The 18,495-nt window shown below is 72.4% G+C and carries 16 protein-coding genes; 8 read left to right on the top strand and 8 right to left on the bottom strand.

The window, feature by feature from the left end:
* Nucleotides 1-21 precede the first annotated feature (21 nt).
* Entirely contained in the window at nt 22-288 is a 267-nt protein-coding gene (locus LN251_RS07380; protein ID WP_458243680.1) for a protealysin inhibitor emfourin, read from the bottom strand.
* Nucleotides 289-309: 21 nt separating this feature from the next.
* Nucleotides 310-1,383: a M4 family metallopeptidase gene (locus LN251_RS07375; RefSeq protein ID WP_458243679.1), complete on the bottom strand. Its 1,074-nt coding sequence runs from the start codon at nt 1,381-1,383 to the stop codon at nt 310-312.
* Nucleotides 1,384-1,732: 349 nt separating this feature from the next.
* Between LN251_RS07375 and leuA the strand changes: the two genes are divergently transcribed.
* From leuA to LN251_RS07345, 6 genes are all read left to right on the top strand, one after another.
* Nucleotides 1,733-3,454: a 2-isopropylmalate synthase gene (leuA, locus tag LN251_RS07370; RefSeq protein ID WP_458243678.1), complete on the top strand. Its 1,722-nt coding sequence runs from the start codon at nt 1,733-1,735 to the stop codon at nt 3,452-3,454.
* A gap of 184 nt (nt 3,455-3,638) precedes the next feature.
* Entirely contained in the window at nt 3,639-4,334 is a 696-nt protein-coding gene (locus LN251_RS07365; RefSeq protein WP_458243677.1) for a TerB family tellurite resistance protein, read from the top strand.
* A 137-nt stretch (nt 4,335-4,471) separates the two neighbouring features.
* Complete coding sequence (locus LN251_RS07360) at nt 4,472-6,565, top strand: MMPL family transporter (protein WP_458243676.1); 2,094 nt, start codon at nt 4,472-4,474, stop codon at nt 6,563-6,565.
* Between the two features lie 56 nt (nt 6,566-6,621).
* Complete coding sequence (locus LN251_RS07355) at nt 6,622-7,800, top strand: sensor histidine kinase (protein WP_458244147.1); 1,179 nt, start codon at nt 6,622-6,624, stop codon at nt 7,798-7,800.
* Nucleotides 7,797-8,465, top strand: a complete 669-nt coding sequence (locus LN251_RS07350) for a response regulator transcription factor (RefSeq protein ID WP_458243675.1) — start codon at nt 7,797-7,799, stop codon at nt 8,463-8,465. The genes LN251_RS07355 and LN251_RS07350 overlap by 4 nt, the downstream gene beginning before the upstream one ends.
* Entirely contained in the window at nt 8,462-9,646 is a 1,185-nt protein-coding gene (locus LN251_RS07345) for a sialidase family protein (RefSeq protein ID WP_458243674.1), read from the top strand. Before LN251_RS07350 ends, LN251_RS07345 begins: the two co-directional genes overlap by 4 nt.
* Here LN251_RS07345 and LN251_RS07340 read toward each other — a convergent pair.
* From LN251_RS07340 to LN251_RS07320, 5 genes are read right to left on the bottom strand one after another with little or no spacing between them, the layout of a single operon-like run.
* On the bottom strand, nt 9,643-10,578 hold the full coding sequence (locus tag LN251_RS07340) for a dihydrodipicolinate synthase family protein (RefSeq protein ID WP_458243673.1): 936 nt from the start codon (nt 10,576-10,578) through the stop codon (nt 9,643-9,645). The two genes, LN251_RS07345 and LN251_RS07340, sit on opposite strands and share 4 nt — an antisense overlap.
* On the bottom strand, nt 10,579-11,595 hold the full coding sequence (locus tag LN251_RS07335; protein ID WP_458243672.1) for an oligopeptide/dipeptide ABC transporter ATP-binding protein: 1,017 nt from the start codon (nt 11,593-11,595) through the stop codon (nt 10,579-10,581). It lies immediately after the preceding gene.
* On the bottom strand, nt 11,592-13,625 hold the full coding sequence (locus tag LN251_RS07330) for a dipeptide/oligopeptide/nickel ABC transporter permease/ATP-binding protein (protein WP_458243671.1): 2,034 nt from the start codon (nt 13,623-13,625) through the stop codon (nt 11,592-11,594). Before LN251_RS07330 ends, LN251_RS07335 begins: the two co-directional genes overlap by 4 nt.
* Nucleotides 13,625-14,584: an ABC transporter permease gene (locus tag LN251_RS07325; RefSeq protein ID WP_142151862.1), complete on the bottom strand. Its 960-nt coding sequence runs from the start codon at nt 14,582-14,584 to the stop codon at nt 13,625-13,627. The genes LN251_RS07330 and LN251_RS07325 overlap by 1 nt, the downstream gene beginning before the upstream one ends.
* A 4-nt stretch (nt 14,585-14,588) precedes the next feature.
* Nucleotides 14,589-16,187, bottom strand: coding sequence for an ABC transporter substrate-binding protein (locus LN251_RS07320; RefSeq protein WP_458243670.1), 1,599 nt, complete (start codon nt 16,185-16,187; stop codon nt 14,589-14,591).
* Nucleotides 16,188-16,414: 227 nt separating this feature from the next.
* Between LN251_RS07320 and LN251_RS07315 the strand changes: the two genes are divergently transcribed.
* Both LN251_RS07315 and LN251_RS07310 read left to right on the top strand, forming a co-directional pair.
* The gene (locus LN251_RS07315; protein ID WP_458243669.1) at nt 16,415-17,128 is read left to right on the top strand and encodes a FadR/GntR family transcriptional regulator; all 714 of its coding nucleotides are present in this window, start codon (nt 16,415-16,417) and stop codon (nt 17,126-17,128) included.
* A complete protein-coding gene (locus LN251_RS07310; RefSeq protein ID WP_458243668.1) occupies nt 17,125-17,559 on the top strand; it encodes a phosphatase domain-containing protein in 435 nt (144 codons plus the stop codon). The genes LN251_RS07315 and LN251_RS07310 overlap by 4 nt, the downstream gene beginning before the upstream one ends.
* Here the strand turns inward: LN251_RS07310 and bla are convergent.
* Nucleotides 17,552-18,394, bottom strand: a complete 843-nt coding sequence (bla, locus tag LN251_RS07305; protein ID WP_458243667.1) for a class A beta-lactamase — start codon at nt 18,392-18,394, stop codon at nt 17,552-17,554. The two genes, LN251_RS07310 and bla, sit on opposite strands and share 8 nt — an antisense overlap.
* Between the last annotated feature and the right edge of the window lie 101 nt (nt 18,395-18,495).

Below are 18,495 nucleotides of genomic sequence, written 5' to 3'. Positions count from 1 at the left end.
CATGAACGACCTGTTACCCGCTCACGCCCCTTCCTTCAGCACCCTGGAGATCAGCTGCCGCTGTTCCTCGCTCAGCCGCGGATCGGCGGCGTACACCGTCCTGCCGTCCACGGTGATCTCGTAGCTGAAGCCGTCGGGGACCCCGACGGACGGCCGGCCCCGGCCGGCGGACATCGCCTTCTCGGCCAGGGCCTGCCACTCGCCCGCGTCGGGCCGCCCCGAGGTGTCCACCTCGGCGCAGCGCTCGATGCCCGCGAATCCACCCGTGCGCCTCACTCGAATACGCATGGGTCCGTGTCTAGTACGGAACTACGTCGTGCGCACCCCGACCTGCTCCCAGGCCTTCAGGACGGCCTGCAGTTCGTCGCCGTCGCGGAAGCGGGCCCTGGCCGCCTGCACGGTCAGCGACGCGAAGTCCGTGAACAGCGCGTCCTTCCGCAGCTCGCCGCCGGTCAGCACGTCGTACCAGATCTGCCCCGCCTTCTCCCAGGCGTGGCCGCCGAGGGCCGTGGCCACCAGGTAGAAGGCGTGGTTGGGGATACCGGAGTTGATGTGGACGCCGCCGTTGTCGCGGCCGGTGCGCACGAAGTCGTCCATGGTCGCCGGCTGCGGGTCCTTGCCGAGGACGTCGTCGTCGTACGCCGTGCCCGGTGCCTTCATGGAGCGCAGCGCCTTGCCCGTGACGCGCGGCGCGAGGAGCCCGGCGCCGATCAGCCAGTCGGCCTCGGCGGCGGTCTGGCCGAGCGTGTACTGCTTGATGAGGCTGCCGAAGACGTCCGACAGCGACTCGTTGAGGGCGCCGGGCTGGCCGAAGTAGGTGAGGTTGGCCGTGTACTGCGTGACGCCGTGGGTGAGTTCGTGGCCGATGACGTCGATCGGGATGGTGAAGTCGAGGAAGATCTCCCCGTCCCCGTCGCCGAACACCATCTGCTCGCCGTTCCAGAAGGCGTTGTTGTAGTCCTTGTCGTAGTGGACGCTCGCGTCGAGCGGGAGTCCGCTGCCGTCGATCGAGTGGCGCTCGTAGGCCTTCAGGTACAGCTCGAAGGTGGCTCCGAGGCCCGCGTAGGCGCGGTTCGCGGTGGCGTCCTTGCCGGGGTCGTCGCCCTCGCCGCGGACCTTGCGGCCGGGCAGGTCGGTGCCGTGCCGGGCGTCGTAGATCGTGCGGTGCGGCTGGTCGGCGGCCGCCGTGGCGGGCGGCGCGACGGTCGGGGCGCCGACGACCGTGGTCAGACGGCGGTGGGTGCGCTCGAAGGCGTCGCGCTCCAGGGTCTTGCGAGCGGCGGCGGCGAGCGCCGGGTCCTCGTGCTGGGCCAGCTTGTCGAGGATATGCGGCGGTACGACGGTGCAGAAGACGGGCTCTGAGCCCCCGTTGGTCTTCGTCATGCCCGGCACCATTGCACTGCGTTAGCCCGGTGTCACTAGGTGCGACCATGATTGGTGAAATATGGGGATGCTCCCGCCGTTGTTGGTTGCTCTGTGTTATGCATCTCGGGCGGTGTGTGGTTGCTCGCGCAGTTCTCCGCGCCCCTTTGGGGTGAGTTGCGGTCCCGCATACTGATACGGGACCGCCTTCTCGGACCGGCTCGGCTAGCATGCTTCGCATCATGCGTTTCGGGCTGCTTCTTCTTAGCTGCCGCGGCGAGGGCCTGTAAGCCAGGTCGACTCCCTCCCCGCGGAGCTTCGCGTTGCGTCGTCGGCCGTCCTTCCGGACACCAAGAGGAGCCCCGCAATCATGGCGAACCGCCAGCAGCCCAGCAGCATGCCGATCCACAAGTACGGCCGGTACGAGCAGGTCGACATCCCCGACCGCACCTGGCCGAACCAGCGGATCACCGCCGCCCCCCGCTGGCTCTCCACCGACCTGCGCGACGGCAACCAGGCCCTGATCGACCCGATGTCGCCCGAGCGCAAGCGCCGGATGTTCGACCAGCTGGTCAAGATGGGCTACAAGGAGATCGAGGTCGGCTTCCCGGCGTCGGGCCAGACGGACTTCGACTTCGTGCGGTCGATCATCGAGGAGCCCGGGGCGATTCCCGACGACGTCACCATCTCCGTACTGACCCAGGCCCGCGAGGACCTGATCGAGCGGACCGTGGAGTCCCTGAAGGGCGCCCGGCGGGCCACCGTCCACCTGTACAACGCCACCGCCCCGGTCTTCCGGCGCGTGGTCTTCCGCGGCTCCAAGGACGACATCAAGCAGATCGCCGTCGACGGCACCCGCCTGGTGATGGAGTACGCGGAGAAGCTGCTGGGCCCGGAGACCGAGTTCGGCTACCAGTACAGCCCCGAGATCTTCACCGACACCGAGCTGGACTTCGCGCTGGAGGTCTGCGAGGCGGTCATGGACGTCTACCAGCCCGGTCCGGGCCGCGAGATCATCCTGAACCTGCCCGCCACCGTGGAGCGTTCGACGCCGTCCACGCACGCCGACCGCTTCGAGTGGATGGGCCGCAACCTCTCCCGCCGCGAGTACGTCTGCCTGTCGGTGCACCCGCACAACGACCGCGGCACCGCCGTCGCCGCCGCCGAGCTGGCCCTGATGGCCGGCGCCGACCGCATCGAGGGCTGCCTGTTCGGGCAGGGCGAGCGCACCGGCAACGTCGACCTGGTCACCCTGGGCATGAACCTGTTCTCGCAGGGCGTCGACCCGCAGATCGACTTCTCCGACATCGACGAGATCCGTCGTACGTGGGAGTACTGCAACCAGATGGAGGTCCACCCGCGCCACCCGTACGTGGGCGACCTGGTCTACACGTCCTTCTCCGGCTCCCACCAGGACGCCATCAAGAAGGGCTTCGACGCGATGGAGGCCGACGCGGCCGCCAAGGGCGTCACCGTCGACGACATCGAGTGGGCGGTGCCGTACCTGCCGATCGACCCCAAGGACGTCGGCCGCTCCTACGAGGCCGTCATCCGCGTCAACTCGCAGTCCGGCAAGGGCGGTATCGCCTACGTCCTGAAGAACGACCACAAGCTGGAGCTGCCGCGCCGGATGCAGATCGAGTTCTCGAAGATCATCCAGGCGAAGACGGACGCCGAGGGCGGCGAGGTCACCGGCTCCGACATCTGGGCGGTCTTCCAGGACGAGTACCTGCCGAACCCCGCGAACCCCTGGGGCCGCATCCAGGTCAGGAACGGCCAGTCGACCACCGACACCGACGGCGTGGACACCCTCCGCGTCGAGGCCACCGTCGACGGCGAGGACACCGTCCTGACCGGCTCGGGCAACGGTCCGATCTCGGCCTTCTTCGACGCGCTGGCCAAGGTCGGCATCGACGCCCGGCTGCTGGACTACCAGGAGCACACGATGAGCGAGGGCGCCTCCGCGCAGGCCGCCTCCTACATCGAATGCGCGATCGACGACAAGGTCCTGTGGGGAATCGGCATCGACGCGAACACGACGCGTGCGTCGCTGAAGGCGGTCGTCTCCGCGGTCAACCGCGCGGCCCGCTGACCCCTCTGACCGGCGGTTTCGGGGCCCTGATCGTCGTATACGGCGATCAGGGCCCCGTCCCTTTTCGGCCACCTCCACGTGGAGGTCACGGAAAGGTCTCTTCCGGGGTGCTGACTACGCCTGGCCGATGTGGCTAACATCACGCCAGTACGGCGATGTTGCCGTGCCGTTACGGAGGTGCGACGTGCTGCCAGTACGGGGACGAAACGGCCGAGCCGCCAGGCCTGCGCGCCTCCTGGGCACCCGCACCGCGTGGACGCCCGTCGGAGACGGCGAGTTCTTCTGCCCGGGCTGCGGAGGCGACCGCAACTACCAGCGCCTCACCGGCCGCCGGCGCTTCACTCTCCTCGGCGTCCCGGTCCTGCCGCGCGGCGAGACCGGCCCGGTCGTCGAGTGCGCCGCCTGCAAGCGCCACTTCGGCACGGACGCCCTGGACCACCCCACCACCACCCGCTTCTCCGCGATGCTCCGCGACGCCGTGCACACCGTCGCCCTCGCGGTGCTCGCCGCGGGCGGCACCTGCTCGCGCAGCTCCCTGGAGACCGCCGCGAGCGCGGTCCGCGCGTCCGGCTTCGACGACTGCACGGAGGAACAGCTGGAGGCCCTGGTCGACGCCCTGGCCGCCGACACCGGCCGGGTCTACGGCCAGTCGTGCGGCGCGGGCCTCGCCATCGAGCTCCACGAGGCCCTCGACCCCCTCGCCCCGCACCTCGCCCCCGTCGGCCGCGAATCGATCCTGCTCCAGGGCGCCCGCATCGCCCTGGCCGACGGCCCCTACACCCCTGCCGAGCGCGACGTCCTCAGCACGGTCGGCGCCGCCCTGACCATCTGCTCCGACGACGTGACCCGGCTGCTGGCGGCGGCGCGTACACCGTCCTGATACTCCCCGGGGAGTAACGCGCGCCCGCGGCCTCCACCGGCAGTAACCCCGAACTCGCCCCCGCGCCCGACGAAGGCGCCCCCTCGCGACGGGAGTCTGGAAGCGATCCAGACACCCGACCGGAGGGAGGCCCGTCCATGGGGGCCGCAAGGACAAGCACACGGCCAGGCGCACGGCGTCGACGGGCCGTGCCCTGGGTGGTGCTCGGGCTGTGGCTGGCCGCCCTGGTGCTCGCGGGGCCGTTCGCCGGGAAGTTCTCCGCCGTCCAGCAGAACCGCTCCGTCGACTACCTGCCCGACAGCGCCGACTCCACCCAGGTGGCCCGGATCCAGGACCGGCTCCCGGGCGGCGAGTCCACCGACCTGGTGCTCGTCTACCACCGCGACGGCGGCCTCACCTCCGCCGACCGCGAGCGGGCGGCCCGGCAGATCGCCGAGATCACCGGCAGGTACGACATCACCGGGCACCCGCACGCGGTCCCGTCCCGCGACGGCACGACCGTCATGTACCCCGTCTCCAGCACCGGCCCCGGCCAGGACGACGACAAGCGCGACGCCTTCGTCGACGGGGTGCGAGGCATCGCCGACGGCGGCGCCGGGCTCACCGTCCAGGTCGGCGGCCCCGGCGCCCTCAACGCCGACATGGGCAAGGTGTTCGGCAGCATCGACGGCACCCTGCTGTACGCCACCCTCGGCGTCGTCACCGCCCTGCTGATCCTCATCTACCGCAGCCCCTTCCTGTGGCTGGTGCCGCTAAGCGTCGCCGGCGTCGCCGCCGGGATGGCGATGGCCGCCGGCTACGGCCTGCACGAGGCGTTCGGCGTCACCGTCACCGGCCAGAGCGGCGGTGTGATGACGGTCCTGGTGCTCGGCGCGGGTACCGACTACGCGCTGCTGCTCATCTCCCGCTACCGCGAGGAGCTACGGCGCCACGAGCGGCCGTACGACGCCATGCGGGCCGCGCTGCGCGGCTGCGGACCGGCGATCCTCGCCTCCTCGGGCACGGTCGCGGCCGGCCTGCTGTGCCTGCTCGCCGCCGACCTCAACAGCAGCAGCGGCATGGGCCCCGTCGGCACGGTGGGCGTGCTCGCCGCGCTCGTCGCCATGACGACTCTGCTGCCCGCCCTGCTGGTCGTCCTCGGCCGCCGCGTCTTCTGGCCGCTGATCCCCGCCTTCGGCAGCGAGCCGAAGGCCCGCAGGTCGCTGTTCTCGGCGATGGGCGCCTCGGCCGCCCGCAGGCCGGCCGCCGTCCTCGCCGGCGGCGCCGTGCTGCTCGGCGCACTGGCGCTGGGCGCCTTCAACCTGCCGGGCACCCTCAGGCAGGAGGACTCCTTCACCAAGCGGCCCGAGTCGATCGCCACCGCCCAGACGCTCACCCGCGCCTATCCCGGCCGCAGCAGCCAGCCCATCACCGTCATCGCCCCCGCCGGCCGGACGGACGCCGTACTGGCCAAGGCCCGCACGACGGACGGGGTCGCCCAGGCGACGGCCGGACGCAGCGGCTCCGGCTGGACCGAGATCTCCGTCTACGCCACCGCGGCACCCGAATCGGCCGGGGAGACCCGCACCATCGAGGCCCTGCGCGCCGGACTCGACGACACCTACGGCACCTACGTCGGCGGGCCAAGCGCCCAGCAGCTCGACCTGGCCGACAGCCAGGTCCGCGACCGCGAGGTCGTCGTGCCGCTCGTCCTGGCCGCCGTGTTCGTGATCCTCGTCGGACTGCTGCGCAGCCTCGTGGCGCCGCTGATGCTGCTCGTCGCCGTCGTCGCGGTGTGGGGCGCGGCGCTCGGGATCGGCGGCCTGGTCTTCGGGCCCCTCCTCGGCCTCCACGGCACGGACCCCGGCCTCGGCCTGCTGTCCTTCGTCTTCCTCGTGGCACTCGGCGTCGACTACGGCATCTTCCTCATGCACCGCATGCGCGAGGAGTCGACCGCCGGCGCCGAACCGCAGGCGGCCGCACTGACCGCGCTGCGCACCACCGGCGGGGTGATCGCGTCGGCGGGTGTCGTGCTCGCCGCCACCTTCGCCGTGCTGAGCACGCTGCCGCTGGTGGCGCTGGTCGAGCTCGGCTTCGTGATCGCGGTCGGCGTGCTGCTGGACACCTTCCTGGTGCGCACCTACCTGGTCACGACCGCGAGCGTGCTGCTGAAGCGGCGGGTGTGGTGGCCGGGACGCCTGTCGCGGGAACCGGAACCGCGGCCGGTGCGGCGCCAGCCCGAGACCGTGTGAAGCTGAACCCCGTGGAACACACGACGGCGACACGGCAGCGCCGGGGCGAGCGCGTCATGGCGGTCATCAACCGCGACCCGCGCACGGCCCCGCACGGCACCCGCAACGACGCGATCCTCGCGGCCGTGCTCGCCGCGGGCGCCGTGTGCCTGGCGCTGGGCACCGACCCGGCCCGCCGCCCCGACGCGCTCGGCTGGACGCTGCTGCTCGCCGCCCACGTGCCGCTGGTGTGGCGGCGGCGCCGCCCGCTGCTCGTCGCCACGACGGTCCTGACACTGCTGGCCGCCTACCACGCCCTCGACAACAACCACGTGGCCCCGACGCCCGCGACCGTGGTGGCGCTCTACACGGTCGCGGCGACCGGCACGGTACGCCGCACCCTCGGCGTCGGCGCCACCGTCCTGAGCGCGTCCGTGCTGGTCAACCTCTTCAGCAACCCGGCCGGCGCGGTGGAGATCCTGCGGATCTCCGGCTGGGTCATCGCGGTCCTCTTCTGCGGCATGGACGTCCGCTACTACCGCCAGTACGTGGCCGCGATCGTCGAACGCGCCGAGCGCGCCGAACGCACCCGCGAGGAGGAGGCCCGCCGCCGGGTCGCCGAGGAACGCCTGCGCATCGCCCGCGACCTGCACGACCTGCTGGCCCACAGCATCACCCTCATCGGCGTCCAGACCTCCGTCGCCGCGCACGTCCTGGCCGCCGACCCCGAACGGCTGGACCGGGAGACGGTCGCGAAGGCCCTGGACGACATCGCGGAGACCTGCCGGTCGGCGCGCGGCGAGTTGCGGGGCACGCTGGAGGTCCTCCGCGAGGCCGACTGCCCCGACGGCCGCGGCCCGCTGCCCGGCCTCGACGGCCTGCCCGACCTGGTGGAGGCCGCCCGGCTCGCGGGCGCCCGGGTGGAGCCGACGGTCCGGGTGGAGCAGGCCCCGCCCGCCGTGGGCGCCGCCGCCTACCGGATCGTGCAGGAGGCGCTGACGAACGCCGTCCGGCACGCCGGGCCCGAACCCGCCGTACGGGTCGAGCTGTACGAGGCGGACGGCGCCCTGCGCCTCACCGTCGCCGACGACGGCACCGGGCCGACCCCCGGCACCGCGCCCGGCTTCGGGCTGGTCGGCATGCGGGAGAGGGCCCGCAGCGTCGGTGGCACACTCGACGCCGGGCCACGGGACACGGGCGGCTTCCAGGTGAGCGCCGTACTGCCGCTGACGACGACGGGGGAGAAGGACGGATGACCATCCGCGTACTGCTGGCCGACGACCAGACCCTGGTGCGAGCCGCGTTCGCGATGCTCGTCGAGTCGGCGCGGGACATGGCGGTCGTGGGCCAGGCGGGCACCGGCCGGGAGGCCGTGGAGCTGGCCCGCGGCGAGCGCCCCGACCTGGTGGTGATGGACGTCCGCATGCCCGACCTGGACGGCATCGAGGCGACCCGGCTGATCGCGGCCGACGAGGACCTCGCCGCGGTGAAGGTGCTGGTCCTGACCACCTACGACACCGACGAGAACATCGTGGAGGCGCTGCGGGCCGGGGCCTCGGGGTTCCTGGTGAAGGACACCCGGCCGGCCGAACTGCTGGACGCCATCCGCACGGTGGCCGCGGGGGAGGCCCTGCTGTCGCCGGGGCCGACGGCACGGCTCATCGAACGGTTCCTGCGCAGCCCCTCCGTGCCGGTGGCGGGCGGACCGGAGTGCCTGTCGGAGCGGGAGCGGGAGGTGCTCACGCTGGTCGCCCGCGGCCTGAACAACACCGAGGTGGGTGAATCCCTCAACCTGAGTCCGCTGACCGCGAAGACGCACGTCAGCCGCATCATGGGCAAGCTGGGAGCCCGGGACCGGGCACAACTGGTGATCGTGGCCTACGAGTCCGGACTGGTCGCTCCGGGAACCATGGGGCCGTGACCCTCCTGCGCCGCACCCTCCTCGTCACCCTCGCCCTCCTCGCCCCGCTCACCCCGACGACGCACGCCTCCGCCGCGCCCGGCTGCACCTCCTCCGTCCCGTACACCTCCGGCGAGGGCGGTTACGCCACCTACCGCATCCCGGCGGCCGTCACCACGCCCCGGGGCACGGTCCTCGCCTTCGCCGAGGGCCGCCACGACGGCGCCGGCGACTCCGGCGACATCGACGTCGTCCTCAGACGCTCGGCCGACGGCGGCTGCACCTGGGGCCCGCTGCGGGTGGTGGCCGCCGGGGACGGCGACACCCGCGGCAACCCGGCCCCCGTCGTCGACCCGCGCACCGGCGCGATCGTCCTCGTCACCTCGTTCAACAGCGGCGCCGTCACCGAGGCGCAGATCATGCGCGGGGAGGCCCCACCGGAGCAGAGCCGGCGGGTGTTCGTGCAGCGCGGCCTCGACGACGGACGCGTCTTCTCGGCGCCGCGGGACATCACCGCGCAGGTGAAGCGGCCGGACTGGCGGTGGTACGCGACCGGCCCCGGCCACGCCGTCGCCCTGACCCGCGGCCCGCAGGCCGGACGCCTGGTGATCCCCGCCGACCACTCCACGGCCCCGCCCGCCGGCTCCACCGACACCGGCCAGGAGGCCAGGTACTACGGCGGCCACGCCCTCTACAGCGACGACGGCGGCACCACCTGGAACATCGGCTTCGTGGACGGCGCCCACCACGGCCGGGTCGACCCCAACGAGTCGAGCGCCGCCGAACTCCCCGACGGCAGGCTGTACTTCAGCGCCCGCGACCAGAACGGCACGAGCCCCGGCAACCGCCTGGACGCCTACTCCGCCGACGGCGGCCGCACCCTGGAGAGGCCGTACGCCGTCCAGCCCACCCTGGACGACGTCCCCGTCGTCCAGGGCAGCGTGCTCCGGCCGCACGGCGCGAAGGCCCCCTTGCTGTTCTCCGGCCCGTCCGTGCCGACGGCCCGGCGGGCGATGACGGTGTGGCGCAGCACGGACGCCGGGGCGACCTTCACCAGGGCCCTGACGCTCTCCCAGCGGCCCGCCGCCTACTCGGACCTGGTGCCGGTGGACCGCGGGACGGTGGGACTCCTGTACGAGACGGGCGTCTCCGGCCCCTACGAGACGATCGAGTTCCGGCGGCTGCCCGCCGACGGGCTCTAGAGCAGGCCCGCCGCCGCGAGGTACTCGCCGACCCGCCGCACCTCCTGCTGTGACAGCGGGATCTGCGGGTCGGCGGTCACCGGGCAGTCGATCACCCCGCGCAGGTGCAGCGCCGCCTTGAACGCCCCCAGCGCCGACGAGCCGCCGCCCATCCGCGCCGGGTCCCCGGCGGACACCAGGCCGAACAGGGCGCACAGCCGCTCCTGTTCGGCCCGCGCCGCCTCCAGGTCGCCCGCGCGGCACAGCCGGTCGAGGCGGACGTAGCCGTCCGGGTCGACGTTGGCGAGGCCGGGGACGGCGCCGTCGGCGCCGAGCGCGAGCGCTGCGTCGACGATCAGCTCGGAGCCGGTCAGCACGCTGAAGCCGGTGATGCCGGGGCGGGTGAGGGCACCGGTGACGACCTCGCGGAAGGCCGCGAGATCACCGCTGGAGTCCTTCAGTCCCGCAAGGACGCCCTCGGCGGCCAGGTCCAGGACCACGTCGGCGGGAAGCTTCGTGTGGACGGCCATGGGGATGTCGTACGCGATCACCGGGACCGGCGAGGCGGCCGCGACCAGGCGGAAGTGGCGGGCGATCTCCGCCGGGTGGGTCCGCGCGTAGAAGGGCGCCGTCACCACCACCGCGTCCGCGCCGGCCGCCGTCACCGCCGCCACATGGTCCAGCACCCTCGGCGTCGCCATGTCCACCACCCCGGCCAGCACCGGCAGCCGGCCCCCCACATGGCCGGTCACCGACTCCACCACCAGCCTGCGCTGCGCGTCGCGCAGAAACGCCACCTCCGACGTCGAGCCCAGCACGAACAGCGCGTCCACCCCGGCGCCGACCAGATGGTCGACCAGCCTGAGCAGGGAGGGGACGTCCACCTCGCGGTCCGGCGTCAGGGGCGTGCAGACGGGCGGGACGACACCGGTGAGCGGGGCGGGCAAGGTCATTCAGGGCTCCCTGGGATGGTTCTGCCGTACGAGGTCGCGGGTCGAGGCGTCCTCCCGCACAGGATGGTGGCAGCGGAAGCGGTGCCCCGGCGCCGACGCGGCCGAGAAGTCCGGCATGCGGGACGCGCACACGTCGTCCGCCTTCCAGCAGCGCGTCCGGAACGGGCAGCCGCTGGGCGGGTGCGTCGCCGACGGGACCGGACCGGTCAGCGGGATGGGTTCGACGGGGTCGAGCAGGCCGGGGGTCGCCGAGAACAGGGCCCGCGTGTACGGGTGCCGGGCCCGGTCGGTGACCTCGGCGGCCGGCGACTCCTCGACGATCCGGCCCAGGTACATGGTGATCACCCGGTCGCTCATCCGCCGTACCGTCTGGATGTCGTGCGAGACGAACACCAAGGCCAGGCCCAGGCGTTCCTTCAGATCCAGCAGCAGGTTCAGGATCTGGGCGCGCACCGACACGTCCAGCGCGCTCGTCGGCTCGTCCGCCACCACCAGCGCGGGGTCCAGCGCCAGCGCCCGTGCGATCGCCACCCGTTGGCGCTGGCCGCCGGACAGTTGGCCGGGCAGCGCGTCGGCCAGTGCGCGAGGAAGTCCGACCAGGCCCATCAACTCCCGCACCCGCCCCTCGCGTTCGGCATGGCTGCCCCGGTCGTGCACGTCGAGCGGGTCGCGCAGGATGCGCCGCACCGGCAGCCGGCGGTTCAGGGCCGTCGACGGGTCCTGGAAGATCATCCCCATGGTGCCGCCGACGGCCGTGCGGCGCTCGGCGGCGCGCATCGACCACAGGTCACGGCACTGGAAGGACACCGTGCCGGCGGTCGGGCGCTGGATGCCGACCAGCACCCGCGCCAGGGTCGACTTGCCGCAGCCGGACTCGCCGACCACGCCCACCGTCTCACCGGACGCGACGGCGAGGTCGGCGCCGGTCAGGGCGTACACCCGGTCCCTGGTGAACAGGCCGCCGCTGCGGGCCTTGTGCACGACGTGCGCGTCGGACAGTTCGACGATCGCGTTCACTGCACGGCCTCCGGCTCCGATGCCGTGAGGGCGACCGCCGGATGGTGACAGGCCGCCGTATGGGTGGGGGTGCCCAGCAGGGCGGGCGCCGTCGTGCGGCACACGTCCGTGGCCGGTGGGCAGCGGTCGGCGAAGCGGCAGCCTGCCGGGAAGTCGCCGGGGGAGGGGACGACACCCCTGATCTGCGTCATGCGGGCGGCCGCCGACTCCAGCGACAGCACACTGCCGAGCAGACCGCGCGTGTAGTGGTGGGCCGGCGCCTCCACCAGGTCGGCGGTCACACCCGTCTCCACGATCTGCCCGCCGTACATCACCGCCACCCGGTCGGTGACGTCGGCCACCAGCGCCAGGTCGTGCGAGACGAGGATCAGCGCGAAGCCCAGCTCCCCGCGCAGACGCAGCAGCAGTTCCATCACCTGCGCCTGGACGGTGACGTCCAGCGCGGTCGTCGGCTCGTCGGCCACGATCAGCTTCGGGTCCCGGGACAGGGCCATGGCGATCAGCACCCGCTGCCGCTGCCCGCCGGACAGCTCGTGCGGATAACTCCGCAGCGTCCGGGCGGGATCGAGACCGACCATCGTCAGCAGCTCCTCGGGCGTACGGCGGCCACCCCGCCGTACGACCTGCTTCAGCTGCGCGCGGACGGTCATCGCGGGGTTGAGCGAGGACAACGCGTCCTGGTAGATCATCGCCATCTCATGCCCGAGGAGACGGCGCCGGGCACGGGGTGACTCGGACAGCAACTCCCGCCCGCCGAAACGGACCTGGCCACTGACGCGCGCCCCACGGGGCTGCAACCCCATCACCGTCAGCACGGTGAGCGACTTCCCACACCCCGACTCACCCACCAGCCCGAGAACTTCGCCGGCACCCACCTCGAAGGAGATCCCGTCGACGATGTCGACACCGCCGTGGCGCCCCGCAAACCCGATGGCAAGGCTCTCGACGCTCAGGACCGCGTCCTGAAGGGGCGCGGGGAACTGCGGGACAAGCCCACCCGCCGCCGCACCCGTCGAGCCACCCCTCGCGGCACCCCCTCCCGCGCGCGCCCGCAACCGCGCCGCCGCCTCCACCAGTCCCGGCAGCGCCAACACCTTCCCGCTCCCAGCCTCCGGCGCCTCCGACTGGTCCTCGTCGGACCCCAACCCCACTTCCCGCCCGGCCGGCGAGGCCCACGCGTCCGACACCCCCTCGGAGAGGATGTTCAGCGACAGCACGGTCACCAGCATCAGCAGCCCGGGGAAGACCGTGGCCCACCAGCCCCCCGTCAGCACCATGTTCTTGCCGTCGGCGATGACGCTGCCCCACGACGGGTCGGGCGGTCGCACCCCCGCCCCGATGAAGGACAGCGACGCCTCGAAGACGATGGCCTCGGCGACCTGCACGGTGCAGAACACCAGTACCGGGGCGGCGCAGTTGACGGCCACGTGCCGGAGCACGATGTGCGGGGTGCGGGCGCCGATGACCCGTTCCGCCGTCACGTAGTCCTCGCCGTACTGGTCGAGGACGTTGGCCCGCACGACGCGCGCCACGGGCGGGGTGAACAGGAACGCGATCGCGCAGATCAGCACCGTGATGCCGCCGCCGAACACGGCCACCAGCACGGCGGCCAGCGCGATGCCGGGAAACGCCATCACGACGTCCAGGCAGCGCATGAGCGTCTCGTCGACGGCCTTGCGGGAGGTCGCGGCCACGGCGCCGATGAGCGCGCCGACGACCAGCGCGAGCGCCGTCGCCCCGAGGCCGATCGCGAGCGACCAGCGGGCCCCGTACATCAGCCGGCTGAGGATGTCCCGGCCGAGGCTGTCCTGGCCCATCCAGTGCGCGGCGGAAGGGTGGCCGGTGCCGCCGACGGGCTCCTGCTGGTCGAGCGGGTCGTGCGGCGCGATCAGCGGGGCGAGCACCGCCACCAGGACCACCACCGTCAGGAAGCACAGGGCGGCCTTGGACAGCGGGGGCAGCCGGCGCAGGCCGCGCAGGCGGACGCCGGGGCGGGCGAGGACCTCGGTGAGCCGTGCGCGCGTGAACATCAGGTGGCTTCCCTCAGTCGCGGGTTGACCAGCAGGTACAGCACGTCGATGACGAGGTTGACGACGACGAAGCCGGTCGCGGTGGTCAGGACGACGCCCTGGACGACGGCCGGGTCGCCGTTCTTCACGGCGTCGATCATCAGCTTGCCCATGCCGGGCAGCGAGAAGATCGTCTCGATGACGACCGCGCCGCCGAGCAGATAGCCGACCCGCAGGCCCAGCACGGTGAGCGGGTTGATGAGGGCGTTGCGCAGGACGTTGCGGCCCACGACGACCCGCGGCGGCAGCCCGCTGCCGATCGCCGTGCGGACGTAGTCCTTGTCGAGTTCCTCCACGACCGACGTCCTTACGACGCGGGTGAGTTGCGCCGCGACCGGCAGGGACAGGGCCAGCGCCGGCAGGGTCATCGTCTTCAGCCAGCCGGTGAGGGAGTCGGCGGGGTTGATGTAGCCGCCGGTCGGGAACCAGCCCTGGTCGACGGCCAGGTACTGGATCATCAGCAGGGCCAGCCAGAAGCCGGGGGCGGCGACGCCGGTGAGGGAGACGACACGGATGATCTGGTCGGGCAGCCGGTCCCGGTGGATCGCGGCCGTCACTCCGCCGAGCAGGCTCAGGACGACCGCGATGCCCAGGCCCAGGAAGGTGAGCTGGAGGGTCAGGGGCAGCGCGGTGGTGACCTGGTCGACGACCGGGGCGCGGGTCAGGGCGCTGGTGCCCAGGTCGCCGTGGAGCAGGTCGCCGACGAAGTGGACGTAGCGGACGGGCAGCGGGTCGAGCAGGCCGTTGCGCTCGCGGAAGTCGTGCAGTTGCCGCGGGGTGGGGTTGGCGCCCTGGAAGAACGCGGAGGCCGGGTCGACGTCCGAGAAGCGCATCACCAGGAACACGAAGAGCACGATGCCGAGCATCAGCGGCACGAGGAGGGCGACGCGGCGCAGCAGGATGCGCAGGACGGCGATCACCGGGTCAGGCCCATTTCGCCCGCAGCAGGTTGATGCCCGGATACGGCTGTGCCCTTATGCCGGTGAGCTTCTTCGGGTCCCAGGCCGTCATCAGCTCGTTGTGCACGATCGGGTAGAGCACGGCCTGTTCGGCGACGGTGTCGATGTAGTCCTGGATCATCGTCTTCTTCTTCGCCGGGTCCGGCTCCCGGGTGGCCCGGTCCATGTCCCGGAAGAGTTGCCTGGCGACGGCGTGGTGGGCCCAACGGGTGTAGCCCATCCAGAGGTTGGTGGGGCCGTAGTTGTAGTGCATGATCAGGTCGGCGTCGAGGCCGAACTGGTTGGGGTTCGAGGCGGCGGCGACGACCTGGTAGTCCTGCTTCTGGTCCATCTTGGTGAAGACGGCGGTCGTCTCCTGCGGGTCCAGGGTGGTCCGCACGCCGATGGCGTCCCAGGACGCCTTGATGGTGGGCAGGCAGTCCACGATCCAACTGACGTTCACGGCGATGATGTTGATGTGCAGTCCGTGCACGCCCGCCGCCTTGAGCAGGGCCTTCGCCTTCTCCGGGTCGTGGTCGTAGACGGTCTTCGCCCGCCGGTAGGCGGGGTTGCGCTCGTTCAGGAACGACGTCGAGGGCTTGCCGTGGCCCTTGAGCGCCACCTCGACCATCTTGCCGGTGTCGATCGCGTAGTGCAGGGCCTGGCGCACCCGCACGTCGTCGAAGGGCTTGTGCGCGGTGTTGAACATCAGGAACAGGTTGTTCATCCCGGCGCCGCCCGCGACCGTCAGCCCGCCGCCCTCCAACTGCTTGATGTTGGCGTACGGGATGTTGTCGGAGATCTGCGCGCCCGCGCCGGCGCCGGAGATCCGGGCGACGCGCGGGGCCGCGTCCACGATGGTCAGCCAGTTCATCCTCGCGAACGCCGGCCTGCGCGGGCCGTTGTAGCCGGGATACGCGGCGAAGGTGGTGTTGGACTTCGGGTGGTGGGCGGTCTGCCGGTAGGGCCCCGAGCCGATGGCGAGCCCCGCGGTGGCTTTGTCCCAGGCGCCCGGCTTGGAGAAGACGTGCTTCGGCATGATCTTCGCCAGGGTCAGCCGGGACAGCCCGTCCGGGAAGGGGAACTTGAGCACCAGCTCGACGGTCCGGTCGTCGATCCTGCGGACCTCCTTCAGCCAGCTCGCGAAGAAGCCCTTGGCGAGGGTCTGCGTCTTCGGGTCGAGGATGCGGTCGAAGACGAACACGACGTCGTCGGCGGTGACCGGCCTGCCGTCGTGGAACTTCGCCCCGGCCCGCAGCGTGAACCTCCACGACGTGGCGTTCGCGTCCTTCGGGATCTCGGTGGCCAGTGCCGCGTACGGCTCGCGGGTGATGGGGTCGGTGTCGAGGAGGCCCTCGTAGATGTGGTGGTTGGCTGCCATGCAGAAGGCGGACGCGGTCTGGGTGGGGTCCCAGGAGCCGTCGTTGCCGTAGCCGATGACGGCGGTCAGCGTGCGGTCCTTGCCGCTTCCGCCGCCGGTGTCGTTGGTGGACTGGGGCCCGGAGGAGCAGGCCGACAGCGACGCGGAGACGGCGGCGGCCGCACCCAGCGCGCCGGTGTGCTTCAGGAAGGTCCGGCGATGCACGGTTCCTCCAGCGGAGAGATCCGGGGAAAGTTCCCTCGACGGCCCGGAGATACGACGTCCTACGTCCGGTTCGTCAGCCGCGACCCTAGGAGCGGCCCAGGAGGCGGTCAAGGGCTCGCACACGAATGGCGCAGTCGCCAGAGGTCGCACCAATGGCGGTGTGGAATGGCGGGAGTTGACGCACGTCGACGGCGGACATGGGACGTGGGACGTCCGGCGCGCGTACCATGCGGCGCATGCCCGCGCAGCCCAGGAACACGGAGTCCGGCAACAGCCGCATCCGGCGCGCGGTCGTGCAGCTCATCCTCGATCGCAGGCTGCGCCCCGGCGCCCCGCTGCCGACTGAGGCCGAGCTGATGGAGGTCCTCGGCGTCAGCCGCAACTCAGTGCGCGAGGCCCTCAAGGCCCTGCAGGCCCTCGACATCGTCGAGATCCGGCACGGCTACGGCACCTACGTCGGCGAGGCCTCCCTCACCCCGCTCGTCGACGGGCTCACCTTCCGCACCCTCGCCCGGCACGACGACGACACCGGCGCCCTCGCCGAGATCCTCCAGGTCCGGGAGGTGCTGGAGGAGGGGCTGATCCGGCGTATCGCGGGCACGGCCGACGAGGCGGAGCTGGACGCGCTGGAGGCGGTCGTGTCCCGGATGGAGAAGGCGGCCCGGGCCGGCCGACCCTTCCCCGAACTCGACCGCCGGTTCCATGAGTTGCTCTACGCCCCGCTCGGCAACCCGCTCGTGCCCCAGCTCCTCGGCGCCTTCTGGACCGTCTTCCGCAGGGTCGCCGCGGCCCGCGGCTGGCGGGAGGACCCACGGCCGGAGGTGACGGTGCGCCGGCACCGGGACATCGTGACGGCCCTGCGCGCACGCGACGCCGCGGGCGCCCAGCGGGCCATGGAGCACCACTTCCGGGGCATCGAGGCCCGTACCCTGACCCGATGACGGACACCTGGCGACCGACCGATCCCGGTGTGCTGCGGCTGCCGTCGGGCCGGCTGGTCCGCGGCCGCGGCCTGCGGCACCCCCTCGACCCCGCGGCGCCCGCCCCCTCGTACGGCCTCTACCTCCTCGGCCGCCGCCCGCCGCCCGTCCCCTGGGAGTTCACCTGGCTGCGCTGGCCGGACTTCCGCCTGCCCGCCGACCGCCCGGCCGCCCGCGCCGCCCTGGCGGAGGCGTGGGAGCGGGCAGCGGACGAGCGGGTCGAGGTGGCCTGCGGGGGTGGCCGCGGCCGCACCGGCACGGCGCTGGCCTGTCTGGCGGTGCTGGACGGCGTACCGGCCGAGGAGGCCGTGGACTTCGTACGGCGTCACTACGACCGGCGCGCGGTGGAGACGCCGTGGCAGAAGCGGTACGTACGTGGCTTCGCTAGCTGAGGACGTCCGCCACCACGCCGGCCGCCGAGGCGATCAGGGTGCTGTCCCAGGCGGCGTCCCGATCCGGCTTGGTGGACAGGACGGCCAGCACGATCGGGTCGCCGTCCGCGGTCCAGGCCACGCCCACGTCGTTGGTGGTGCCGTAGGAGCCGGAGCCCGTCTTCTCCGCGACCGCCCAGGTCCCGGGCACCCCGGCGCGGATGCGGGTGCCGCCGGTCGTGTTGTTCAGCAGCCAGTGCGTGAGCAGGGCCCGGTCGGACGGGTTCAGGGCGTCGCCGAGCAGCAGCCGGGCGTTGGTGCGGCCGATCGCGCGCGGGCTGGTGGTGTCCGTGCGACGGCCCGGCTCGGCCGAGTTGAGCTCCGGCTCCCAGCGGTCCAGGCGGGTGACCGGGTCGCCGAGCGAGCGGGCGAAGCGGGTGATTGCCGTGGGGCCGCCCAGCTCGCGCAGCAGGAAGTTGCCGGCGGAGTTGTCGCTGTAGCGGACGGCCGCGTCGCACAGCTCGGCGATCGTCATGCCGTGCGCCAGATGCTCGTCCGTGCCGGTGACGGGGGCGCCGTCCACGAGGTCGTCGCGCGTGTAGTGGATGCGGCGCGACAGCACCTCGCCGTGCCGGTCCAGGTCGCGCAGGACGGCCGCGGCGGCCAGGGTCTTGAACACGGAACAGATCGGGAAGCGCTCGTCGGCGCGGTGGGCGAGGGTCCGCCGGGTGCGCAGGTGGTGCGCGAAGACGCCCAGTCGGGCGCCGTGTTCCCGCTCCAGCTCGGTCAGGGGTCCGGTGGCGGCGTGGGCGGGGGCGTTCGTCAGGAGGGCGGTGACGGTGGCGGTTCCGGCCATGAGGAGGGTGCGTCGGGCTGGGATCTTGCTCTCCTTCGCTCGGGGCTCGTCGACGATCTCTGCAGTGAGCGACGCCGTGGGTCCTCCCATGGTTGCCCGGC

The organism is Streptomyces sp. MAI_2237, assembly GCF_054189285.1.
The sequence above is the reverse complement of the archived record's forward strand: the minus strand, read 5'-3'. Positions and strand labels throughout refer to the sequence as shown.

Coding starts and splice junctions, on each gene's coding strand:
- LN251_RS07380 (WP_458243680.1), bottom strand. CDS start 288: ATGCGTATTCGAGTGAGGCGCACGGGTGGATTCGCGGGCATCGAGCGC.
- LN251_RS07375 (WP_458243679.1), bottom strand. CDS start 1,383: ATGACGAAGACCAACGGGGGCTCAGAGCCCGTCTTCTGCACCGTCGTA.
- leuA (WP_458243678.1), top strand. CDS start 1,733: ATGGCGAACCGCCAGCAGCCCAGCAGCATGCCGATCCACAAGTACGGC.
- LN251_RS07360 (WP_458243676.1), top strand. CDS start 4,472: ATGGGGGCCGCAAGGACAAGCACACGGCCAGGCGCACGGCGTCGACGG.
- LN251_RS07355 (WP_458244147.1), top strand. CDS start 6,622: ATGGCGGTCATCAACCGCGACCCGCGCACGGCCCCGCACGGCACCCGC.
- LN251_RS07350 (WP_458243675.1), top strand. CDS start 7,797: ATGACCATCCGCGTACTGCTGGCCGACGACCAGACCCTGGTGCGAGCC.
- LN251_RS07340 (WP_458243673.1), bottom strand. CDS start 10,578: ATGACCTTGCCCGCCCCGCTCACCGGTGTCGTCCCGCCCGTCTGCACG.
- LN251_RS07330 (WP_458243671.1), bottom strand. CDS start 13,625: ATGTTCACGCGCGCACGGCTCACCGAGGTCCTCGCCCGCCCCGGCGTC.
- LN251_RS07315 (WP_458243669.1), top strand. CDS start 16,415: ATGCGGCGCATGCCCGCGCAGCCCAGGAACACGGAGTCCGGCAACAGC.
- LN251_RS07310 (WP_458243668.1), top strand. CDS start 17,125: ATGACGGACACCTGGCGACCGACCGATCCCGGTGTGCTGCGGCTGCCG.
- bla (WP_458243667.1), bottom strand. CDS start 18,394: ATGGCCGGAACCGCCACCGTCACCGCCCTCCTGACGAACGCCCCCGCC.